Source organism: Nocardiopsis akebiae (genome assembly GCF_018316795.1).
Classification (GTDB): domain Bacteria; phylum Actinomycetota; class Actinomycetes; order Streptosporangiales; family Streptosporangiaceae; genus Nocardiopsis; species Nocardiopsis dassonvillei.
In genome coordinates, this window is sequence record NZ_CP074132.1 from 5,742,205 (window position 1) to 5,764,064 (window position 21,860).

General features: G+C 71.8%; 15 protein-coding genes and 1 riboswitch. Of the genes, 5 read left to right on the top strand and 10 right to left on the bottom strand.

Annotated elements, in window-relative coordinates; genetic code table 11:
- Positions 1–82: 82 nt before the first annotated feature.
- Positions 83–1,348 (bottom strand): hemolysin family protein, encoded by a 1,266-nt coding sequence (locus tag KGD83_RS24520; RefSeq protein ID WP_212641367.1) that lies wholly within the window; start codon positions 1,346–1,348, stop codon positions 83–85.
- A gap of 297 nt (positions 1,349–1,645) precedes the next feature.
- Here KGD83_RS24520 and KGD83_RS24525 point away from each other — a divergent pair, with 297 nt between their 5' ends.
- From KGD83_RS24525 to KGD83_RS24535, 3 genes are read left to right on the top strand one after another with little or no spacing between them, the layout of a single operon-like run.
- On the top strand, positions 1,646–1,972 hold the full coding sequence (locus tag KGD83_RS24525) for a hypothetical protein (RefSeq protein WP_212641368.1): 327 nt from the start codon (positions 1,646–1,648) through the stop codon (positions 1,970–1,972).
- A 41-nt stretch (positions 1,973–2,013) separates the two neighbouring features.
- The gene (locus tag KGD83_RS24530) at positions 2,014–3,681 is read left to right on the top strand and encodes an alpha/beta hydrolase (protein WP_212641369.1); all 1,668 of its coding nucleotides are present in this window, start codon (positions 2,014–2,016) and stop codon (positions 3,679–3,681) included.
- A gap of 17 nt (positions 3,682–3,698) precedes the next feature.
- Positions 3,699–4,199 carry a hypothetical protein gene (locus KGD83_RS24535; RefSeq protein WP_249352018.1) on the top strand — a complete coding sequence of 167 codons (501 nt, stop codon included), beginning with the start codon at positions 3,699–3,701 and terminating at the stop codon, positions 4,197–4,199.
- 15 nt (positions 4,200–4,214) lie between these two features.
- Here the strand turns inward: KGD83_RS24535 and ligD are convergent, their stop codons facing one another.
- From ligD to KGD83_RS24580, 9 genes are all read right to left on the bottom strand, one after another.
- Entirely contained in the window at positions 4,215–5,093 is an 879-nt protein-coding gene (gene ligD, locus KGD83_RS24540; protein ID WP_212641370.1) for a non-homologous end-joining DNA ligase, read from the bottom strand.
- Positions 5,094–5,218: 125 nt separating this feature from the next.
- Positions 5,219–6,163 (bottom strand): electron transfer flavoprotein subunit alpha/FixB family protein, encoded by a 945-nt coding sequence (locus KGD83_RS24545; protein WP_212641371.1) that lies wholly within the window; start codon positions 6,161–6,163, stop codon positions 5,219–5,221.
- Positions 6,164–6,197: 34 nt separating this feature from the next.
- Positions 6,198–6,977: an electron transfer flavoprotein subunit beta/FixA family protein gene (locus KGD83_RS24550; RefSeq protein ID WP_047870008.1), complete on the bottom strand. Its 780-nt coding sequence runs from the start codon at positions 6,975–6,977 to the stop codon at positions 6,198–6,200.
- Between the two features lie 449 nt (positions 6,978–7,426).
- Entirely contained in the window at positions 7,427–9,727 is a 2,301-nt protein-coding gene (locus KGD83_RS24555) for a protein kinase domain-containing protein (protein ID WP_249352019.1), read from the bottom strand.
- 406 nt (positions 9,728–10,133) lie between these two features.
- A complete protein-coding gene (locus tag KGD83_RS24560) occupies positions 10,134–10,922 on the bottom strand; it encodes an enoyl-CoA hydratase/isomerase family protein (RefSeq protein WP_212641372.1) in 789 nt (262 codons plus the stop codon).
- A 57-nt stretch (positions 10,923–10,979) separates the two neighbouring features.
- Entirely contained in the window at positions 10,980–11,798 is an 819-nt protein-coding gene (locus KGD83_RS24565) for an energy-coupling factor transporter transmembrane component T family protein (RefSeq protein WP_212644595.1), read from the bottom strand.
- Between the two features lie 22 nt (positions 11,799–11,820).
- Entirely contained in the window at positions 11,821–13,434 is a 1,614-nt protein-coding gene (locus tag KGD83_RS24570) for an ABC transporter ATP-binding protein (protein WP_212641373.1), read from the bottom strand.
- 2 nt (positions 13,435–13,436) lie between these two features.
- Positions 13,437–14,057 carry an ECF transporter S component gene (locus KGD83_RS24575; protein WP_212641374.1) on the bottom strand — a complete coding sequence of 207 codons (621 nt, stop codon included), beginning with the start codon at positions 14,055–14,057 and terminating at the stop codon, positions 13,437–13,439.
- A 106-nt stretch (positions 14,058–14,163) separates the two neighbouring features.
- Positions 14,164–14,271, bottom strand: a riboswitch (TPP riboswitch).
- A gap of 61 nt (positions 14,272–14,332) precedes the next feature.
- Positions 14,333–16,996, bottom strand: a complete 2,664-nt coding sequence (locus KGD83_RS24580; RefSeq protein ID WP_212641375.1) for a transglycosylase domain-containing protein — start codon at positions 16,994–16,996, stop codon at positions 14,333–14,335.
- A 733-nt stretch (positions 16,997–17,729) separates the two neighbouring features.
- On the opposite strand from KGD83_RS24580, the gene KGD83_RS24585 reads away from it, so the two are divergent.
- Both KGD83_RS24585 and treS read left to right on the top strand, forming a co-directional pair.
- Positions 17,730–19,700: an alpha-1,4-glucan--maltose-1-phosphate maltosyltransferase gene (locus KGD83_RS24585; protein ID WP_212641376.1), complete on the top strand. Its 1,971-nt coding sequence runs from the start codon at positions 17,730–17,732 to the stop codon at positions 19,698–19,700.
- 111 nt (positions 19,701–19,811) lie between these two features.
- The gene (gene treS / locus KGD83_RS24590; RefSeq protein WP_212641377.1) at positions 19,812–21,860 is read left to right on the top strand and encodes a maltose alpha-D-glucosyltransferase; all 2,049 of its coding nucleotides are present in this window, start codon (positions 19,812–19,814) and stop codon (positions 21,858–21,860) included.

Consider the following 21,860-nt stretch of genomic DNA (forward strand, 5'->3'; position numbering starts at 1 on the left):
GCCCGGGGCCCCGGCAACGGGACTTGCCGCCTCTTGGCCAACTGTTCAGCGACTCCGCGACCGCCCTTGTCGCCCGGCGTCCTCAGCGGGCGGGGGTGAGCAGGAGTTCGCTGACGACGCGGCCGTCGGCCTCGGTGACCGTGGCCGTCCAGCCGCCCAGGTCCACGCTCTCCCCGGGCTCCTCGGGTATGTGGCCGAGCAGGACCAGGACCATCCCGGCGACGGTCACGTAACTGCCCCGGGGCCGGTCGGTGAGGACGACGCCGAGGTCCTCCAGCTCGTGGACGGGGTAGGCGCCGGGCAGGCGCAGGGCGCCGCCGTCCAGCCGGGCGGGGGCGCGCTCGTCGGTGTCGGTCTCGTCGTAGATCTCGCCGACGACCTCCTCCAGCAGGTCCTCCAGGCTGACGATGCCGCTCACCTCGCCGCTCTCGCCGATCACGACGGCCAGTTGCTGACGTTCGACGGTGAGCCGGTGCAGCGCGGCGGAGACCGTCAGCGAATCGGGCAGCAGCAGCGGTTGGCGGGCCAGTTCCCGGGCCGTGCCCTCGCCCCGCAGGAGGTCGGACCAGTGCACCACGCCGACGACGTCGTCCACGTCGTCCCGGCCGACCACCGGAGCGCGCGAGTGGCCGCGCTCGGCCAGGAGCAGGGCCGCCTCGCGCGCGGGCAGGTCGGCCGGGACGGTGTCCACGTCGGGGCGCGGCACCAGGACCTGGCGCAGCGTCCGCCCGGTGATGTCGAAGGCCCCGGAGAGGATGGTGCGCTGCTCGGGGGTCATCTGGCCCTGGGCAGCGATCATGTCGCGCAGCTCCTCCTCGGTGGCCTCCTCCCTGGCGCCCCGCGGATCGACCCCGCCGAGCCGGACGACCAGGTCGGTGGAGGCGCTGAGCAGCCAGATCGCGGGGCGCGAGAGCAGGGCCAGCGCGTTGAGCGGGCGGGCCACGAGCAGCGCCCAGGGCTCGGCGCGCTGCATGGCGATGCGCTTGGGGGCGAGTTCGCCCAGGACCAGGGTGACGAAGGTGAGCACGACGGTGACAAGCACGACCGACACCGGGGCCGCGTAGGAGCCGAGGAAGCCCAGCGGCTCGACCAGCGGGCGGGCCAGGGAGACGGCGGCGGTGGCGGAGGCGAGGAAGCCCGCGAGGGTGATGCCGATCTGGATGGTGGCCAGGAACCGGTTGGGGTCGCGGGCCAGCCGGGCCACCGCGCGCCCGCCCGGGCCTCGCTCCTCCAGCCGCCTGATCTGCCCCTCCCGCAGCGTGATCAGGGCGATCTCGCTGCCCGCGAACACGGCGTTCACCACGACCAGGACCAGCACGAGGCCGATCTGGGCCCCGATGCCCTCCATGGGACTCCCCCGCGGTCGACTGTCGGTGTCCGGAGCTGGGATTCCTTCCCCCGAAACCCGCGGGCCACACCATCCGGGGCCGTCGTCCGCGCACGGCGCGGGCCCCGCCCCGCGGCGCGGCCTGACCACATGCGGACAAAAACGAGCCCGAATGGCCTCTCGTTCATTTCAGCGCTGTTATCGCAGGCAGGAACGCACAGGAGGCACCGCGAAGGGCGGCCGTCCCCTCCAGGAGGCTCTTACGCACCTGTTGTAACCTTCCTCTCCGATACCCCTCTCTCACCCTCTGGAGTTCCCGTGTCCGGTTCGACCGGCGTCAACCCCGTCGACGCCATGTCCGAGGCCCAGGAGGCCGAAGCCCTGGCCGAGGCGATGGTCTTCCTCGGCACCGACTTCGAGGCCGCCGTCGAAGTCCTGACGGGAGCCGTGTCCGAGCACGTGACGGGCGGCCTGGACGACTACGACCTCGACACCATGGAGCACATCCGAAGGGTCGCCCAGAACGGCATCAACCTGGCGCAGAACGTGCAGGGCGCTGACCTGGCCATCACCGACGCCGACCACGAGAACGCCGAGGAGTACCAGGAGGGCCTGGACTCCCTCGACATCCGGATCAACTTCTGAGCCCCGTCCCCCCGCCCCCACCAACAGCGGAGACCCCTGCCGTGAGCGACCTCTCCTCCATGTCCCTCGGTCTGCCCGAGGACATCGACGCCGACGTCGGCGCCATCGAGTCGGGCGCCGACCAGCTCGACACCGTTCGCCAGAACATGCTCGGCCAGTCCGAGGGCGCCCACAGCCAGTTCCGGTCCTCCGCCGGAGAGTTCACCGACCTCGTCGCCTGGAACATCGTCTCCAGCTCCTCCCGGGAACTGTCCTCCTGGCAGGAGGCAGCCGCCTCCCTGACCTACGGGGCGGCGGTCCTGCGCCAGTGGGGGCTCGACATCGAGACCTACCGTGCCGAGCGCGCCAAGCTGGAGACCCGCTGGGAGGAGGAGAAGGCCGACGCCGAAGCGGCCGTCGGAGCCTCCGAGGGGAGCGGTTCCATCCTCGGCGAGGGAACCCGTGAGGGGTTGAAGGCCACCCAGCTGGAAACCCTGCGCGGGGAACTGCTCTCCGAGCACTCCGGACACTGGGAAACCCTGATGGAGCAGGCCGAGCAGACCGAGAAGGACCTGCGCAGCGGCCCGAGCCAGGAGTCCCTGGAACGCCTGATCGAGTCGTCCCTGCTCACCGGCAGCCAGCTGACCTACTTCGGTGACGCGGTCCCCGGCATGGTCCCGGAGGAGCTGAGCGGTGACGAGCACCCGTCCGTCGTCAACCTGTGGTGGACCTCGATGACCGAGGAGGAGCAGGAGCAGGCCGTGCGGGACCATCCCGAGCTGCTGCGAGAGCTCGACGGCATCCCGGCGGCCGTGCGCGACCAACTGAACCGCGACCATCTCGACGACGAGATCGAGCGGTTCGAGGAGGAGATCGCCGAACGGGACGAGGAGATCGGGGCGGCGGCCGCCCGGGGCAGCAACGGGTCCGACGCGATCGCGTTGGCCATGGCGAACGACGACACGCTCGACAACCAGCTCCAGGAGCTGAAGGAGCTGCGGGAGAGCCTGGAGGACGAAAACGCAGACAGGTACCTGCTGGCTCTGAACACCGAGGGCGACGGACGGGCGATCGTGGCCAACGGCAACCCCGACACCGCCGACAACGTGGCGACCCTGGTGCCGGGCACCACGACGACCTGGGAGAGCATCAACGACCAGGTCGGCCGAGGGGACAATCTCCTGGAGTCCGCGTCGAACGCGGACCCGAACGGCAGCCACTCCGTGATCAGCTGGATCGGGTACGACGCGCCCAACGTTCCCGAGGCGGCCTTCGAAGGACGGGCGGAGGACGCGGTCAGCGAGCTGAGCGGTTTCCAGGACGGACTGCGCTCCACCCACCAGGGGCTACCGTCCCACAACACCGTCATAGGCCACAGTTACGGTTCCACGGTGGTCGGGCACACCGCGCAGAGCGACGCCGGGCTCGACACGGACGAAGTGATACTCGTGGGCAGCCCCGGAACCAACGCCGACCACGTGACCGACCTGAATCTTCCCGCAGAGAACGTGCACGTCTCAACGGCGGAGAATGACGGCATCACCAACCTGACGGGCCTCACGCACGGCATGGACCCGACCGATCCGGAATTCGGAGCGAACGTGTTCGAGTCCAACCCCGGCAGTGTGGGAGGCTCCTGGCCGCTCGGCCCCGCTCACTCGGAGTACTTCGACCCCAGGACGAAATCCTTGCTCCACATGGGAAGGGTCATCGCGGGGCAGGCGGAATAAGGGATAGGAAGCGGCACGTGAGCAGATTCAGACCGTGGACGTGCGCCATCGCCCTCGCCTTGGTGGCGAGCGGCTGTGGCCCCGGCGAGTCCGGGGAATCGGGAACGGAGGCGACTATGACCGAGGACGAGGCCGCTGAGAAGGTCCGGGAGCACATCGACAACACGATGACCGCTCTCCCGGAGGAGGCGGAACTGGAGGAACGGCGCGGAACCATCGTCGCCGCCTGCGACGACCCAACAGACGGCGGGTCCAGGGACCGGGTCACCGTCAGCGAGACGTTCTGGGTGCGGGGTCTGCCCGTCGAGGACAACGACGCCACCTTCGAACTGCTCCACGAACACTGGAGTTCCAACGGTTACCAGGTGTTCGAGGATCTGCGACCCGAAGACATGTTCCTGTCCGTCGAACACGCGGAGGACGCTTTCGGGATGACCGTGCAGGTAGCGGGAGACGGCAGTCTGGCGCTCTCCGCCTCGTCCCCCTGCGTCTGGCCTGAGGGCACCCCGGAGACCTGACGCTCCGGGCGGGCCTCAGCCCAGGCGCTCCAGGGCCCTGTGCGGGGAGCGGGCGTGCCTGCCCATCCCCGCGAACGGGCACTCCTCGCGCTCCAGGCCGATCGTGAAGTCCCGGGCAGTCTCCACCTTCTCCAGGTCCTCCCAGGCCAGGGGCGCCGCGATCGGCGCACCCGGCCTGGCCCGCACCGAGTACGGCACCACCGCGAGCTGTTCGCGGCCGTTGCGCAGGTAGTCCACGAACAGCCGGTCCCCGCGCGCGGCCTTGCGCACCTCGGTGGTCAGCTCGTCCGGCCGCCGGGCCGCCACCCGGCCCGCGACCGCCTCCGCCAGCACGCGGACCTCCTGGTCGTCGGCTTCGGGCCGCAGCGGCGAGCGCACGTGCAGGCCCCGGGAACCGCTGGTCATCACGTAGGCGGCCAGGCCCAGGCCGTCGAGCACCTCCCGCACGTCCCGCGCGGCGGCGCGGCAGGCGGCGAAGGCCTCGGGGCCGTCCCCCGCGGGGTCGAGGTCGATCACCATCCGGTCGGGCAGGCCCAGGTTCGGCTGCCGGGACTGCCAGGCGTGCAGGGTGATCGCCGCTTGGTCGGCGCACCAGACCAGCGCGGCCGCGTCCTGGCACAGCATCATCCGGCCGCCGCTGGTGTCCGCGGTCCGCACCCAGTCCGGGACCGACGGGTGCTTGACGAAGAACCCCTGCGCGTCGATCCCGTCGGGGAAGCGCGCCAGGGCCACCGGCCGGTCGCGCACGTGCGGCAGCATCAGGGGGGCGATCCGGGCGTGGTACCGCGCCAGGTCCTCCTTGGTCGCCCCGCCCTCTCCGAACAGCGGTTTGCCGGGCCTGCGCACCTCCACCACGCGCCGTCCCGCGCGCACCCCCGCGGTCTCCGTCGCCATGGCCCCCCGTTCGCCGCCGTGCCGCCCGCCTACCCGGGCGGCTGGTCCGGAAACGGCCTCCCGAACGGCGCGAACGCCCGGCCGGGGAGGTCCCCGGCCGGGCGTTCGCGCGTCGAAGCGCGGTACTACTTGCGCTTGTTGATCTCCTCGGTCAGCTGCGGGGTGACCGCGTGCAGGTCGCCCACGACGCCGAAGTCGGCCAGCTCGAAGATCGGGGCCTCGGGGTCCTTGTTGATCGCCACGATGTTCTTGGCGGTCTGCATGCCCGCGCGGTGCTGGATCGCGCCGGAGATGCCCAGGGCCACGTACAGGTTCGGGCTGACCGTCTTACCGGTCTGGCCGACCTGGAACTGGTTCGGGTACCAGCCGGAGTCGACGGCGGCGCGGGAGGCGCCCACGGCCGCACCCAGCGAGTCGGCCAGGCTCTCCACGACCGAGAAGTCCTCGGAGCCCACACCGCGACCGCCGGAGACCACGATGGCGGCCTCGGTGAGCTCGGGGCGCTCGCCCTGCTCCTCGTGGACGCGCTCGACGACCTTGGCCTTCCTGGCCGCGTCGGAGACCTCCACCGACACCTGCTCCTCGGCGGCGGCGCCGGAGGCGGCCTCGGCCGGGACGGAGTTCGGGCGGACCGCGACGATCGGCACGCCGGTGCGCACGCGGGCGTGGGTGACGGTGGTGCCGCCGAAGATGCTGTGCTCGGCGACGACCTCGGCGTTGACGTCCACGACGTCGGTGAGCACGCCCGAGCCCAGCTTGACCGCGGCGCGGCCAGCGATCTCCTTGTTCTCGGCGGTGGCCGAGACCAGGACGGCGGCGGCGCCCTTGTCCTGGGCGAGTTTGGCGAGCAGCTCGGCCTTGGGAGCCACGACGTGGTCGTTCAGCTCGGCCGAAGCCACGTAGACCTTCTCGGCGCCGTACTCGGCCAGGACGGCCTTGCCCGACTCGGCGCCGTCACCGACCCACACGGCCGCGGGCTCGCCGATGCGGCGGGCGGCGGTCAGCAGCTCGGTGGTGACCTTCTTGACCTGTCCGTCGACGTGGTCGACGAGGACGAGGACCTCAGCCATATCCCTTGAACCTTCCCTGAGTCTCTCGTTCGACCTAGACGAACTTCTTCTCGACGAGGAACTCGGCGATCTTCGCGGCGCCGTCGCCCTCGTCCTTGACCACCGTGCCCGCGGCGCGCGGCGGCGCGGCGTCGAAGTCGACGGTCTCGGTGGTGGCGTTGGCCAGGCCCACCCTGGCCGTGTCGATGCCCGCGTCGGCGGCGGACTTCTTGTCCACCGGCTTCTTCTTCGCCTGCATGATGAGCTTGAAGGACGGGTAGCGCGGCTCGTTGATCTTCTCGACCACGGAGACGACCGCAGGGAGCTGGGCCTCGACGAGGTCGTAGCCGTAGTCGGTCTGGCGCTGGATCCTGATGGTGCTGCCGTCGATGTCGACCTTGCGGGCGAACGTGAGCTGCGGCAGCCCGAGGTACTCGGCGAGCGCGGCCCCGACCACGCCGGTGCGGGCGTCGGTGGACTCCGAGCCCAGGACGACCACGTCGAACTCGATGGTGCCCAGGGCCTGCGCGAGGGCGTAGGCGGTCTGGAGCGAGTCCGAGCCGTGGAGGGCGTCGTCGTTGACGAAGACGGCCTTGTCCGCGCCCATCGACAGGGCCTTGCGGATGGAGTCCGTGGCCTGGTCCGGTCCCATCGTCAGGACGGTGACCTCGCCGCCGTGCTTCTCCCTGAGCTGGAGCGCCTCCTCGATGGCGTACTCGCACAGCTCGTTGATGACACCGTCGGACGCAGCGCGATCGAGCGTGTTGTCCTCGGGGTTGAGCTTCCGCTCGGTCGCCGTGTCCGGGACCTGCTTGACCAAAACGACAATATTCATGGCCGGTGGCCGACCTCCCTGCACTCCATGATCCGCCGTGCGGCGGCCGGACGCTGGCGCGCCCCCTACTGCCAACAATGCCGAATGCCGTTCGGTCATCCGACGGCGGGGCCGCCTTCACGTTCAGACAGGTCCCGCGATGTGCTCATAGCCCAGATGTTACTGGCTAGTAGCTTGGAGGCCAACCCCTGGCCCCCGGTGTGACTGAGGCAACCCTAACCACCGCTGTGCCGCAGGTGCTCCGACCCCGGTCGGACCGCCTGCGCCGGACACCGGTCGCGGGTGCCCGCCTCCCGCTCCCACCCTAGTCGCCGCCGATCCCGCCGGAACCGGTCACACCACCGGTAACAGGTCGGAGTCCTCCCGCCCGGCGGGAACGCCGAAGGCCCCGGGCCGGAGCCCGGGGCCTTCGCGGTGCCCGGCGGGCCGTACGGCCCGCCGAGCGGGGATCACTGTCCGTCGAACCAGTCCGAGGGACCGCCGATCGGCACCCAGTCCGGGGCCGCCGACAGGCCGAACGACAGGATGAGCATGGTCAGCAGCACGAGGCCGATGCACACGCCGACGTAGACGTACAGGTTGCGGTAGTGGACCCGGCGCACCAGCCACACCGCCTGGTGCCGCGCCTCGCGCCCGCTCGGCATGACGTAGCTGAGCAGGAGCATCACGAAGATCGCGAAGGCGCCGGTGTAGTTGGCGCCCTGACCCGGCACGTCCGCGATCCGCGCGTAGATCATGCCGACCAGGATGCCCGCCAGCAGGTAGACCAGCCCGAAGCCGAGCGTGCGCAGCGCCATGCGCCCGAAGGCCCACGGGAAGCTGAGCGCCACCACCATGTTGTCGGAGTTGCGCGGGCCGCGCGTCTGGAGGCGGCGGGCGTGCTCGGCCTTGACCACGTCCAGGGCGCCCAGCGCGGCGATGATCACGACGCCCAGGATCAGCCCGAACCAGGGGAAGAGCAGGGACACACCGGCCACGGAGACCAGCATGGGCAGGATCGTCAGCGGGTGCATCCGCCACGACCGCTCCTCGTACTCCTCGCCCTCCTCGTCGGAGTCGTCCGGGAAGTAGTCGCTCACCCGGTCGCTGCTGCCGCGCCGGAACCGGCCCAGCAGGCCGCCGCGCCGCTCCTCGTACTCGTCCCCGTCGAACTCCTGCGTCTGGTTGCTGCCCCGGCCGTCGTCCACCGGCGTGAGGATGTCGGCGAAGTCGCCCTTGTGCAGCGGGGTGTTGAAGAACTGCGTGTGCGGCGCCTGGCGGCCCTCGTCCTCGTACTCGTCGACGGGGCGCCGGGCGTACCCGTCCCGGTCCACCGGGTCCATCATCATCGTGCCCTGCGGGTCCTCGCGGGAGAACTCGTCGGGCTGGATGCGCCGCGTGCCCAGCGCGTCGTCCGGTTCGTCGCGGACCGGGCTGATCCGCATGGTCCCCTGGGGGTCGTCCGGGTCGTCGGCGTCGCGCGGGGCGATGCGCTCGGTGCCCGGGAGCCCGTCGTCCTGGTCGTCCCAGCCGCGCCGCGCGCCGGAGAGGTCGTCGGTGGACTCCGGGTCGCCGGTGCGGCGGCCGTTGGCCGCGCCCGAGAGGTCGTCGGTGGACGCGGGGTCGTCGACCAGGCCGCCGGAGTGCGCCGCGGAGGCCGGGCGCGCGGGGTCCCCGGACGGGGACCAGGCGCTGGAGGCGGGGCCGCCGGTGTGCGAGGGGCCCCAGCCCTGGTCGTTCCGGGCCGCGCGACCGGCCAGGTAGCCCGCCGCGCCGCCGAGCGCGGCACCGGCCGCGCCCGCCGCGGCGGCGCCGCCCGGGCCGCCGCCGCCCGGGCCGCCGCTGCCCGGCTCCTCCCCGGTGCCCCCGGCCGTGGTCGGGTGGTACACGGTGTGGCTGCCGGTCAGCCCGGTGGGACGGCCTCCCGCGTCCTCGGTCCAGGGCAGGTCGAGGTTGAGGCGGCTGGCCTCCTCAAGCAGTTCCTCCGCCGTGGGGCGGCTGCGCATGTCACGGGAGACGGCGCGGTTGACCAGCGGCCGCAGCGCCTCGTGCATCCCGTCCATGTCGATCTCGCCGTTGAGGATGCGGAAGAAGATGACCTCGAAGGTGCCCGCGCCGTAGGGCGGGCGCCCGGTGGAGGCGAAGGCGACGGTGCCGCCCCAGGCGTGGATGTCGGTGGCCGGGCCCAGGTCGGTGCCCTCGATGACCTCCGGGGACAGGTAGCTGGGCGTGCCCACGAACGTGCCGGTCTGGGTCAGCTTGGCGCCGTCCACCGCGTGCGCGATGCCGAAGTCGATGACGATCGGCTCGCCGTTGGAGATGATCACGTTGCCGGGCTTGAGGTCGCGGTGGATCACGTCCACCGCGTGGATGTCCCGGATCGCGCGGGCCATGCCGGTGACGAAGCGTGTGAGCGCGCGGCCGCGCAGCGGGCCGTGGTTGGTGACCGTGGCGTCCAGGGTCGGGCCGGGGATGTGCTCGGTGACCACCCACGGCAGCTCGGCCTGGGTGTCGGCTTCGATGACCTCGGCCACGTTGGGGCTGTGCACTCGGCGCATGGTCTCGACCTCGCGGGCGAGGCGGGCCCGGGCGATGTGGTCGCCCGCGACCTCCGGCTTGAGGACCTTCACCGCGACGAACTGCTCGGTCCGGGGATCCTCGGCCTGGTACACCACGCCCATGCCGCCCTGCCCGATGCGGCGGCGGATGACGTAGTGGCCGATGCGCTCCGGCAGCTCCTCACCCATGGGGAAACCTGCCGACATTGCCATCGAGAACTCATCCCCTCAAAAGACCACATACCACCGCGTCCAGCTTAGCGGCCGGGGGATGGGTCACCATTGGCTTGTTCGTCCCGGTCTCGGGCCCGTGTGGTCGCTTCCGCACCGCCGGGCGTCCCGGGTTCAGGCGGCGCGTCCGTCCGGGGGCGACCCTCACGAGTATGACGGAAAACTGGCGTGGGCGGTTCCCTCCCTCCCGTCCGGACTGGCCGGATCCGGACGTTCGGCCGAACCCCCCGTGACACCGTTCGATCCAACGAGCGGGGTGAAAAGTTCTCGGATCCACCGAAACGGCGGCGGGGCGGACGGCACGGCACCGGGCGCCGCCGCCCCGACCTGCTGTTCCGGCGCCCGGTCGGCTCGGACCAACCCGGTCCGGCGTCCCTGCGGCGCCGCCTCAGCGCCCCCGGAAAACGGCCTTGCCGGGGCCCTGCTCGACGAAACTGCGCATACCGTCCTTCTGGTCCTCGGTCGAGAACAGGCCCGCGAAGTGCAGGCGCTCGATCTCCAGACCGGTGTCCAGGTCCGTCTCCAGACCCCGGTCCACCGCCTCCTTGGCCGCGGCCAGCGCGACGGCCGGGCCCTGGGCGTACCGGGCGACCAGCGCCACGGCGGCCCGGTAGACCTCCTCGTCCGGGACGACCTGGTCCACCAGGCCGATCTCCCGGGCCTCGTCCGCCTTCACGTGGCGACCGCTGAAGATCATCTCCTTGGCCCTGGAGGCGCCGATCAGGCGGGGCAGGCGCTGGGTCCCGCCCGCGCCGGGGACGACGCCGAGCTGGATCTCGGGCACGCCCAGCCTGGCCCCGGCCCCCGCCACCCGGAAGTCCGCGGCCAGTGCCAGTTCCAGGCCGCCGCCGAGCGCGTACCCGGTGACCGCCGCCACGACCGGCTTGGGGATGCGGGCCACCAGGTTCAGGGCGCTCTGGAGGTCGCGTGCGTAGCCCAGCATCTGCGCGGCGGTGAGGTCGGCCATCTCCTTGATGTCGGCGCCCGCGACGAACACCCGCTCGCCGCCGTAGACGACCACGGCGCGCACGTCCGGGTCCTTGGCGACCCGGGCCGCGGCCTCGGCGATCTGCGCGGTGAGCGCGGCGTTGAGCGCGTTCACCTTCGGCCTGTCCAGCCGGATCACGGCCACGGCCGGATGGTCCGGATCGGTCTCCACACGCACGAACTCGCCCACGGTCTGCTGCCCCTCACTACTCGGACGTCACTGTCTCCGAACTGCTTACCACCCGGTTCAGGAGAAGAGCAGCACCAGGGTGCCCAGCCGGGCGGACAGGGTGTAGGCCGCCGCGAGGAGCAGGGCGGCACCCGCCAGCAGCAGCGTGTCCGCGGTCCGCCAGCGGCTCTCCCGGGCGCGGGTGCGCGGCCCGGTTCCGAAGGCGCGCGCGTCCATCGCCGCGGCCAGCAGCGTCCCGGTGCGGATGGAGCGCACCAGCAGGGCGAACAGGCGGCCGAAGAACAGCGCGACCGCCCTGACCGGGTTGCGCCCGGCCTCCAGCCCGCGCGCCCTCCGCGCCAGCGTGATCGTGCGCCACTGGTCGGCGAGCAGCGGGACGAGCCGCAGCGCCGCCAGCACGCCCATGGCGGGCCGCTCGGGGACCCGCAGCCGCTGTACCAGGCCGTCGGCGGTCTCCGTGGGGTCGCTGCTCACGGCTGCGAGCAGCCCGGGCAGGGCGATGGCCAGCAGGCGCACCGCGGCGCCCAGGGCACCCTCCGCGCCGTGCTCCCCGTACAGGTAGTTGACCAGCCCGCTGGAGAGCCCCATGAGCAGGAAGGGTCCGCCCAGGACGAGCAGGGTGCGCCGGTCGATCCCGCTGAACGGCAGGAGCAGCAGGACGCCCGCCAGCACCGCACCGCCGGTGACGGCGTCCACGGCCGGGACCAGGCCCACGCCCAGCAGCAGGGCGGCGAGCAGTTTGGCCGCCGGGTTGAGCCCGACCAGCCAGAAGCGCGCCCCGCCGTCCGCGGGAGCCTCCAGGGTGAGCGCGTCCCCCGCCGGGGCGCCTGCCCCGTCCCGTTCCCCGACCCCGTCCGGGACACGGTCCCCGTACACGGGTGCGTCCGGAAGCCTCCGGTCAGCCACGGCTCCCCCTTCCCGCCGCCGCGCGCACCGCGGGCCCGGGCCGCTCCGCCCCGGCGCCCGCGTCGGGTGCGGCGGTCTCGTGGACGGCTCGGCCCCCGGCCACGCGCACCCGCGCGTCGGCCAGGCGTCGCAGCAACAGGTCGTCGTGGGTGGCCATGACCACCGCGCGGCCCGCGGACCGCAGGGTGGCGAGCAGCTCCACGAGTTCGGTCCAGGTCCGGGTGTCCTGGCCGAAGGTGGGCTCGTCCAGGACGAGCGCGTCGGGTGCGTGCGCGGGGCCCGAGCTGAGCGCCGTGGCCACCGACAGTCGCCGCTTCTCACCGCCCGAGAGCGTGTAGGGGTGCACGTCGGCCAGCGCGGACAGGCGCAGGCGCTCCATCAGCTCGCCCACCCAGGCCTCGGTCTCGGCCTCGCCCGTACCGGCGCGCAGCGGGGCGAAGCGCAGCTCGTCGCGTACGGTGGCGGTGACGAACTGGTCCTCGGCGTGCTGGAAGACCGTACCCACGTGCCGGGCCAGCCTGCGGGCGGGCCAGCGCACGAGCGGGCGCGGGTCGGCCCCGGCCAGCGGCCCGCGCGGCAGCACCGCTCCCCGGTGGGGCCTGGACAGTCCGGCGAGCAGGGTCAGCAGCGTGGACTTGCCCGCGCCGTTGGGGCCGGTCAGGGCGGTCGCGGTCCCGGCTCGGACGGTGGCGTCCACCCCCTCGAACACCGTGCGCCGCGGCGCCGCGCGCACGCCGAGCTGGCTCGGGGTACGCGCCGTGACGCCCACGGCCTCCAGCAGGGGCTCACCGCCCGGCGCGGGCTCAACGGCGGGCGCGGGCTCGTACCCGGGAACCCACACGCCCTGCGCTGCCAGCGAGCGACCGTGCTCGGCGAACACGGTCGCCGGCGGCCCGTCGGCGACGACCCCGCCGCCGGGCGCCACGACCACGACCCGGTCCACCAGGTCCACGACGTCGGCCACCCGGTGCTCGACCAGCACCAGGGTCGCCTCGGTCTCGGCGAGCAGGCGGGCCAGCACGCCCCGCACCAGCGCGGCCCCGGCCGGGTCGAGGTTGGCGGTGGGCTCGTCCAGCAGCAGCAGTCGGGGGCGCATCGCCAGGGCCCCGGCGATCACCAGGCGCTGCTTCTCACCGCCCGACAGCGCGCCGGTGGGATGGCGCGGTCCGTACGGGAAGCCCACGGCCTCCAGCGCCTCGTGGACGCGGGGCCAGATGAGGTCGGGGGCCACGCCCAGGTTCTCCGGGCCGAAGGCGACGTCGTCGCCCGCGCGCGCCATCACCAGCTGCGTCTCGGGGTCCTGGCTGACCAGGCCGACCGAGCCACGGCTCCGGTCGGCGGGCTCGCCGTCCAGGAGCAGGGTGCCCTCGTGGTCACCGCTGATGGCGGCGTCCTCGCCGGTCAGACCGGCCAGCGAGTGCAGCAGGGTTGACTTGCCCGCGCCGGAGGCGCCCAGCAGCAGCACGCGCTCACCCGGCTCGATCACCAGGTCCACGCCGCGCAGCGCGTGGGACTCGCGGCCCGAGTGCCGCCAGCCCCAGCCGGAGAGCTCCACGCGCGCGCCGGGGCCCCCGGCCGCCGTCCGGCGCCCGTTCGCGGAGGCCACGGTCAGCCCCTCGCGGACGGGAAGGGGGCCAGCGCCCCGGAGCGGGCCAGGGCGGTGGTGAGCAGGCGGGCGCCCACGCCCGCGATGAGGGCGGCGCTGACCACCACGATGACGCCGTAGGTGATCTGGTAGGACAGCGGCCAGGTCACGTTGTAGGCGAGGTTGTCGCGGATGGCCGGGGAGACGCCCGCGACCGCCGCCGCGAGGACGGCCACGCCCATGCCCCAGCGGCGGTAGCCGAAGGCGAGGAAGACGAGCTCGGGCAGGATGCCCTGGAGGGCGCCGTCGAGGATGACCATGATCCCCCACTGGGTGCCCAGGAGCGCCGACACCGAGGCGGCGGCGATGGCGGTGAGCAGGGCCGCGCCGGGCTTGCGGATGATCAGGCCGCCCAGCACGCCGGAGATCAGCCACATGCCGTAGACGACGGCCTGTGCGGGCGGGAAGCCGACGAACAGGGGGGTCGTGACCGACCAGACGATGTTCCAGAGCCAGAAGACCACGCCGACCGCGACGCCGATGACGGCGGCCACGACGATGTCGACGGTGCGCCAGCTACGCAGCCGGTCGAGGACGTCGCGCCGGAAGCCGGTGCCCTGGGGGATGGTGGTGTTCCTCTTCATGCGGTGTCCCTTCGCCGGGGGATGCGAGGGGCCCGTGCGGCCGAGAGCGGCGCCGGGACGCGTTCCGCGCGCCGGGACGTCCCCGGTGCGCGGGAGCCCGCCACCGGTGACGGTTCCTACGACTTCCTTCGCTGGCATGACCCAGATCAGGTGTGTAAGGGTCTGCGGCCTGGTGCCGCACTCTCAGCGCTCGCGCGCTCCCCTGTCGGTTTCATCAATACGAACACGGGGGAACGCCGCAGTGTTCCCGGGTCCCGTCAGCGCACGTCGGGGCCTCAGTCCCCGGGACCGGCACCGCCCTCGGGCACCTGCGGCTGCGGGGGCGTGCCGTTCCAGGGCGCGCCGCCGCCCCCGCCCGGCGACTCGCCGCCGCCGGTACCGCCGCCACCGCCGTCGCCTCCACCGCCTCCGGTGTTCCCGCCTCCACCGCCGGTGCCGCCGCCACCGCCGGTCGAACCTCCGTCCCCGCCGGTGCCGCCGCCTCCGGTGTTCCCGCCTCCACCGCCGGCGCCGCCGCCTCCGGTCGAGCCCTCGCCGCCTCCGGTACCGCCACCACCGCCGGTCGATTCCCCACCGCCACCGCCGGTCGAACCTCCGCCCCCGCCGGTGCCGCCACCGCCGGTCGAGCCGCCGTCGCCCCCGCCGTCACCCCCGCCGTCACCGGCCGCGAGGCCGCCGTCACCGGCACCGCCGCCTCCACCGGTGTCGCCGTCGTCGCCGTCGCCACCGCCGCCCGACGGCTTGTCCGAGGCCTTGCCGTAGACCTTCGGCGAGGGGGCGAACTCCTCCTCCGGCAGGCCCGCCACGGCCTCGCGCATGGTGGCCTGCCAGATCGGTCCGGGCAGCGTGGCCCCGTAGACGATGCCGTAGTAGCGGTCCCCGATGGTCACGCCCTGGAGGGTGTGCTGCTCCCCGCCCCGGATGTCGCCGACCACCACGGTCCCGGCCAGGTTCGGGGTGTAGCCCGCGAACCACGCGTAGGCCGCGCTGTCGGTGGTGCCGGTCTTGCCCGCCACCGGGCGTCCGATCTCCAGGCCGTTGGCGGTACCGCCCTCGAAGGTCTGCTGGAGCAGGTGGTTGACGCCGTCGGCGACCTCGGTGTCCAGCGCGCCCTCCTCGCACTCGGTGCCCACCTCGATCTCCTCGCCGTCCTCGCCCTCGACGAGGACCGAGGCCACGGGGACCGGCTCGCAGTAGGTGCCCCGGGAGGCGAAGACGGCGTAGGCGCTGGCCATGGTTAGCGGGGAGACCTCCTGGTCGCCCAGGGTGAAGGAGCTCCACACCTGCAGGTCCTCGCCGTCCGCGCGGTGGACGCCCAGGCTCTGGGCCATCTCCGCCGTCTCGCACAGGCCGACGCGTTCCTGGAGCTGGGCGAAGTAGGTGTTCACCGAACCCTTCGTCCCGCTGATCATGTTGTGCTCGCCGCCGTCGCTCTCCCCGGCGTTGCCCACGTCCCAGGGCGCCATCCTGCCGCCCTCGCAGTTCTCCAGGCCGCTCACCGTCGTGGACTTGGGCGAGGAGAAGCTGGTGTCGTACTTGAGCCCGGCGTCCAGGGCTGCGGCGAGGGTGAACGGCTTGAACGTCGAACCCGCCTGGTAGCCCAGCGACCCGCCGTCCTCGTGGTCCACGGACAGGTTGATCGAGGTGGTGCCCGGCTCGTCGTCGAAGCCGTAGCGCATGTTCTGGGCCATCACCCGCACCCGGCCGGTACCGGGCTCCACGAGGACCTCGGCGGCGAACTTGTGGGAGTCACCCGCGGGGACGTAGCGCTCGATCGCCTGCTCGGCGGCCTCCTGCATGTCCAAGTCCAGGGTGGTGCGCACGGTGATGCCGCCCCGCTCCAGCATCCCGTCGCGCTCCTCCTGGGTCCCGGCGAGCGCGTCGGAGCCGCCCAGCCACCGCATGACGTAGTCGCAGAAGAAGGGCTGCTCGCTGCTGAAGCAGCTGCCCGCGCGCGGGGTCTCGTCGACCTCCAGGCCCCGGCCCTTGTACTCCTCCGCCTCCGCGCCCTCCAGGTGTCCGGTGGCGACCATCCGGTCCAGCACCAGGTTGCGGCGCTCGACGGAGGCCTCCGGGTTGGTGAGCGGGTCGTAGTACGAGGGCGCGCGCACCAGCGCCACGATCGTGGCGGCCTGCGCGGGGTCGAGCTCGGAAGCCGGGACGGAGAAGTAGCGCTCGGCGGCGACCTCGATGCCGTACGCGTTCTGGCCGAAGTAGGCGAGGTTGAGGTAGCCCTCCATGATCTCGTCCTTGGTGAGCTTCTCCTCCAGCTCGATGGCGTAGCGCAACTCCAGCACCTTGCGGGTCAGGGTGCGCGCGTTGGCGCTCGCCAGCTCCTCCTCGGTGTCGGCCTGTTCCATGAGGAGGTTCTTCACGTACTGCTGGGTGATGGTGGACCCGCCCTGGGTGTTGCCCAGTGCGGTACGGACGGCCGCGCGCAGCGTGCCGCGCAGGTCCAGCCCGGCGTGCTCGTAGAAGCGGTCGTCCTCGATCGCCATGAGGGCGGCGGGAACCCAGGGGCTGATCTCGTCCAGCGGCACCACGTCGCGCTCGCGCTCGGCGACCTCGGCGATCGGTTCCCCTTCGACGTCGGTCAGCAGCACGCGCTCGGACGGGCGCGGCACGGCCAGGTCGCTGGGCAGGGCCATGAAGGCCGCGGCGGAGTCCTTGGCCGCCAGCCCGAGACCGCCGGCCCAGGGCATGACCAGCGCAGCCGTGAGCAGACCGGCGACCGCGCTGGTTCCGGCCAGGCGCTGGACCGTCTCCCGGCGGTCCCCCGTCGGGCCCGGTTCCGACACCTTTCGGCGCAGGACCTCGGCCCACCGCCGGACACGCGGGCCCGCGGCGGCCGCTACCGCGCGGGAGAGGGCCCCGCGCCGGTTCCGGCGCGGGGCCTCGTGCCGCCGCCCGCGCGGCGGACGCTGGTTGGACTCCGTCACGTCGCCCCCTACGTCCGTGTGCCGCCCCGCCCGCGGGACGCGCGGGCAGGCAACTCCGCCGACCACGCTCTCAGGGCGGACGTAAAGGGCGGACCGGGTTGACGGGCGCGTCAGCGAAAAACTTCCTCAATAACAAGCAAAGCACCACATAGCGAACATATTTCGTCAATCACCATGAAACAAGCGCGTCACACAACCGGCACCGGGGGCTCGGACACGGAGGAGAGCGATCGGGCCACGGGCGCCCGAATCCGGGACAAAAGTTCCTTAGGCGACTATCCGGTCACGCACGGATGTCCGGAATACGGCCATACAGCTCGCGCGTGCATTCGGTCATCCCTACCCACCGCAGCACACCGTCCAACATGACCGATCAGTTTTCCGTCATTTCCACAGAATGCATCGGAAAACAACCACAGAGGCACCTGAATCCACTGCGCCCTTATGACCGAATTGAGAGGTTTACTCAGCAGAAACCCGACAAACACCTGCTCTTAGTACACACACCCACTGTGATGAGGATCACAGAAATTATCCGGCCCTGGCACTCCGCCAAACACCACAAGAGGGCAGACGATAGACAGCGGAGGGCACCGAAGCCTTAATCCGGACAGTTTCTGTTCCGGATGCTCCGTGAACTCCGTCTTGCCCTGGATTAACTTCCGGTTATTTCCGCCTGCCGAAAAACAGCACGGTTCCGCAACGTCGAACCACGACAATTACGGTGTAGCCAGTGATCGGACGCCTGCCCATCCTCGATATCTCTCCAGAGAACGACCTCGGACCGGTGAAAGCCGTTCCCGGCGAACGCTTCACCGTGGGAGCGACGGTGATCCGCGAGGGCCACGACTCCCTCGCCGCGGGCGTCGTCGTCTACTCCCCCGAGGGACGCCGCGAACAGCTCGTCCCCATGCGCGAGCACGCCCCCGGCACCGACCGCTACGAGGCCTGCGTCAGCCTCCCCGCGGAGGGAACGTGGTCCTTCGCCGTCGAGTCGTGGACCGACCCCTTCGCCACCTGGCGCCACGTCGCGGGGGTCAAGCTCCCGCTGGGCCAGGACACCGAGCTCGTTCTGGAGGAGGGCGCCCGCCTGCTCGCCCGCGCCGGTCGACGGGTCCCGCGCCGCCCCTTCCTGAACGCCGCCGCCAAGGCGCTGCGCGACACCTCGACGACCCCGGTGGAGCGCTTCGAAACGGCGCTCACCCCCGAGGTCCTGGCCGAGATGGAGCGCGCTCCCCTGCGCGAGCTGGTCACCAGGTCCAGGCGCACCAGCGTCGTCGTCCACCGCGAGCGCGCGCTGTTCGGCTCCTGGTACGAGTTCTTCCCGCGCTCGGAGGGCGCCCAGGTCGACACCGCGCCGGGCCAGGAGCTCTCGGGCACCCTCGCCACCGCGGCCAAGCGCCTGCCCGCCATCGCCGACATGGGCTTCGACGTGGTCTACCTCCCGCCGATCCACCCGGTCGGCACCACCCACCGCAAGGGCGCCAACAACGCCCTGACCGCCGGCCCCGGCGACCCCGGTTCGGTGTGGGCCATCGGGTCGGCCGACGGCGGCCACGACGCGGTCCACCCCGACCTGGGCACCCTCGCCGACTTCGACGCCTTCGTCGCCGAGGCACGCGAGCACGGCATGGAGATCGCCCTGGACCTGGCCCTGCAGTGCTCCCCCGACCACCCCTGGGTCACCGAGCACCCCGAGTGGTTCACCGCCCGGGCCGACGGCTCCATCGCCTACGCCGAGAACCCGCCCAAGAAGTACCAGGACATCTACCCGCTCAACTTCGACCGCGACTTCAAGGGCCTGTACGCGGAGGTCCTGCGGGTGGTCGAGCACTGGATCGCCCACGGCGTGCGGATCTTCCGCGTCGACAACCCGCACACCAAGCCGGTCGCGTTCTGGCAGAAGCTGCTCGCCGACGTCGCCCACAGGCACCCCGACGTGCTCTTCCTCGCCGAGGCCTTCACCCGCCCCGCCATGATGCGCACACTGGCCAAGGTCGGCTTCCACCAGTCCTACACCTACTTCACCTGGCGCAACGGCAAGGACGAACTGACCGACTACCTCACCGAGCTGAGCCGGGAGAGCGCCCACTACCTGCGGCCCAACTTCTTCGCCAACACCCCGGACATCCTGCACGCCTACCTCCAGCACGGCGGTCGGCCCGCGTTCGCCGTCCGCGCCGTGCTGGCGGCCCTGCTCTCCCCCACCTGGGGCGTCTACTCAGGCTTCGAGCTGTGCGAGAACACCCCCGCCGGACCGGGCAGCGAGGAGTACCTCGACTCGGAGAAGTACCAGTACCGCCCCCGCGACTGGGCCGCGGCCGAGGCCTCCGGCGAGACCCTCGCCGGCCTCCTCACGCTGCTCAACCGGCTGCGCCGGGAGCACCCGGCCCTGCGGGAGCTGCGCAACCTGCGCTTCCACCACGTGGACCGCCCCGAGATCGTCTGCTTCTCCAAGCACCGGCCCGGCACCGGCCCCAAGGACCCCGACGACGCCGTGATCGCAGTCGTCAACCTCGACCCGCACCGCGCACGCGAGGCGACGGTGCACCTGGATCTGCCGTCCATCGGCCTCACAAGGGAGGAGGAGCTCAGGGTGACCGACGAGCTGACCGGCCGTTCCTACACCTGGGGTGCGGACAACTACGTCCGACTCGACCCCGCGGCCGGTCCCGCGCACGTGTTCACCGTCAGCGGCAGATAGCGGCCCCGGAACCAGCGCACGGGCCCGGCGGAGCCGCTGCTCCGCCGGAGCCCCGCCGTGTCCGAAACGCCTGTTGAACCGACGTCGAACATTCTTGGTGGGGAGCATTAGATGAGCAAAGACGAGCCCGGCCCCGGCGGACGCGGTCACGCCGAACACGGTCCGCTCGCCCCGGCCACCGGGGCCGCCACCGGCCCGCTGATGTCCTCCGGCGGCACCAGTGATCCCCACTGGTACAAACACGCCGTCTTCTACGAGGTGCTCGCCCGGGGCTTCTTCGACTCCAACGGCGACGGCACCGGCGACCTCGCCGGTCTGGTGCAGAAGCTGGACTACCTCCAGTGGCTGGGCATCGACTGCGTGTGGCTGCTTCCGATGTACGAGTCGCCCCTGCGCGACGGCGGCTACGACATCTCCGACTACTTCAAGATCCTCCCGGAGTTCGGCCGCACCGCCGACTTCGTGGAACTCCTGGACGAGTCGCACCGGCGCGGGATCCGGGTCATCACCGACCTGGTCATGAACCACACCAGCGACCAGCACCCGTGGTTCAAGGCCTCCCGCGAGGACCCGGACGGGCCCTACGGGGACTTCTACGTGTGGTCGGACACCGACGACCGCTACGACGAGGCCCGCATCATCTTCGTCGACACCGAGACGTCCAACTGGACCTACGACGAGGTCCGCGGCCAGTACTACTGGCACCGGTTCTTCTCCCACCAGCCCGACCTCAACTTCGAGAACCCGGCCGTCCAGGAGGCGATCCTGGAGGTCCTGCGCTACTGGCTGGACCTGGGCATCGACGGGTTCCGCCTGGACGCCGTGCCCTACCTGTACGAGCGCGAGGGCACCAACTGCGAGAACCTCAAGGAGACGCACGAGTTCCTCAAGCGCGTGCGCGCCGAGGTGGACCGGCTCTACCCCGACCGCGTGCTGCTGAGCGAGGCCAACCAGTGGCCGTCCGACGTCGTCGACTACTTCGGCGACTTCGAGTCCGGCGGCGACGAGTGCCACATGAACTTCCACTTCCCGCTGATGCCGCGCATGTTCATGGCGGTCAGGCAGGAGCAGCGCTTCCCGATCTCGGAGATCCTCGCCCAGACGCCGCCGATCCCCCGCAACTGCCAGTGGGCGATCTTCCTGCGCAACCACGACGAGCTGACCCTGGAGATGGTCACCGACGAGGAGCGCGACTACATGTACTCCGAGTACGCCAAGGAACCCCGCATGCGCGCCAACGTGGGGATCCGCAGGCGTCTCGCGCCCCTGCTGGACAACGACCGCAACCAGATCGAGCTGTTCACGGCCCTGCTGCTGTCCCTGCCGGGCTCGCCCGTCCTGTACTACGGCGACGAGATCGGCATGGGCGACAACATCTGGCTGGGCGACCGCGACGCCGTGCGCACGCCCATGCAGTGGAGCTCGGACCGCAACGCCGGGTTCTCCAAGGGCGACCCGGCCCGCCTGTACCTGCCGCTGATCATGGACCCGGTCTACGGGTACCAGGCGCTCAACGTGGAGTCCCAGCGCGACAACCCCGGCTCGCTGCTGCACTGGACGCGCCGCATGATCCAGATCCGCAAGCGCCACCCCGTGTTCGGCACCGGCGCCTTCACCGAGCTCAACGCCACCAACCCGAGCGTGCTGGCCTTCATCCGCGAGCACGGCGACGACCGGATGCTCTGCGTCAACAACCTGTCGCGGTACCCGCAGCCCGTGGAGCTGGACCTGGGGCGCTACGCCGGGGTCGCCCCGGTGGAGTGCGTGGGCGGTGTGCGCTTCCCCGAGATCGGGGAGCTGCCCTACCTGCTCACCCTGCCCGGGCACGGCTTCTACTGGTTCCAGCTGCCCGCCACCGCCGACCGGGAGTCCGCGGGCACGAGCCGGGACGGCATGCCGTCCTACGGACTGCCCGGGGCCGGGGCCCGGTTGCACGCCACCTTCGAGACCTCGCCGGTGTCGGCGGCCGCGGCCCGGACGCACGCACCGGACCACCCAGTGAGCACGACGTCCAGCATCCCGTCCGGGTTCTCCCCCGCGTTCGGCGACGGCGCGCACGCCCCCTCCCACGGGAGCGCGGTGCGCGCCTCGGGCCCCTCGGGCCCGGCCGCGGAGCGCACGGGCCGGGGTGGGGGCGAGAAGGGAAACGGGTCGCTCTGA

Bases quoted from the DNA above. Each gene is read 5' to 3' on its own strand.
- KGD83_RS24550 (WP_047870008.1), bottom strand. From the start codon at position 6,977: ATGAATATTGTCGTTTTGGTCAAGCAGGTCCCGGACACGGCGACCGAG.
- KGD83_RS24520 (WP_212641367.1), bottom strand. From the start codon at position 1,348: ATGGAGGGCATCGGGGCCCAGATCGGCCTCGTGCTGGTCCTGGTCGTG.
- treS (WP_212641377.1), top strand. From the start codon at position 19,812: ATGAGCAAAGACGAGCCCGGCCCCGGCGGACGCGGTCACGCCGAACAC.
- ligD (WP_212641370.1), bottom strand. From the start codon at position 5,093: ATGGCGACGGAGACCGCGGGGGTGCGCGCGGGACGGCGCGTGGTGGAG.
- KGD83_RS24575 (WP_212641374.1), bottom strand. From the start codon at position 14,057: ATGAAGAGGAACACCACCATCCCCCAGGGCACCGGCTTCCGGCGCGAC.
- KGD83_RS24555 (WP_249352019.1), bottom strand. From the start codon at position 9,727: ATGGCAATGTCGGCAGGTTTCCCCATGGGTGAGGAGCTGCCGGAGCGC.
- KGD83_RS24545 (WP_212641371.1), bottom strand. From the start codon at position 6,163: ATGGCTGAGGTCCTCGTCCTCGTCGACCACGTCGACGGACAGGTCAAG.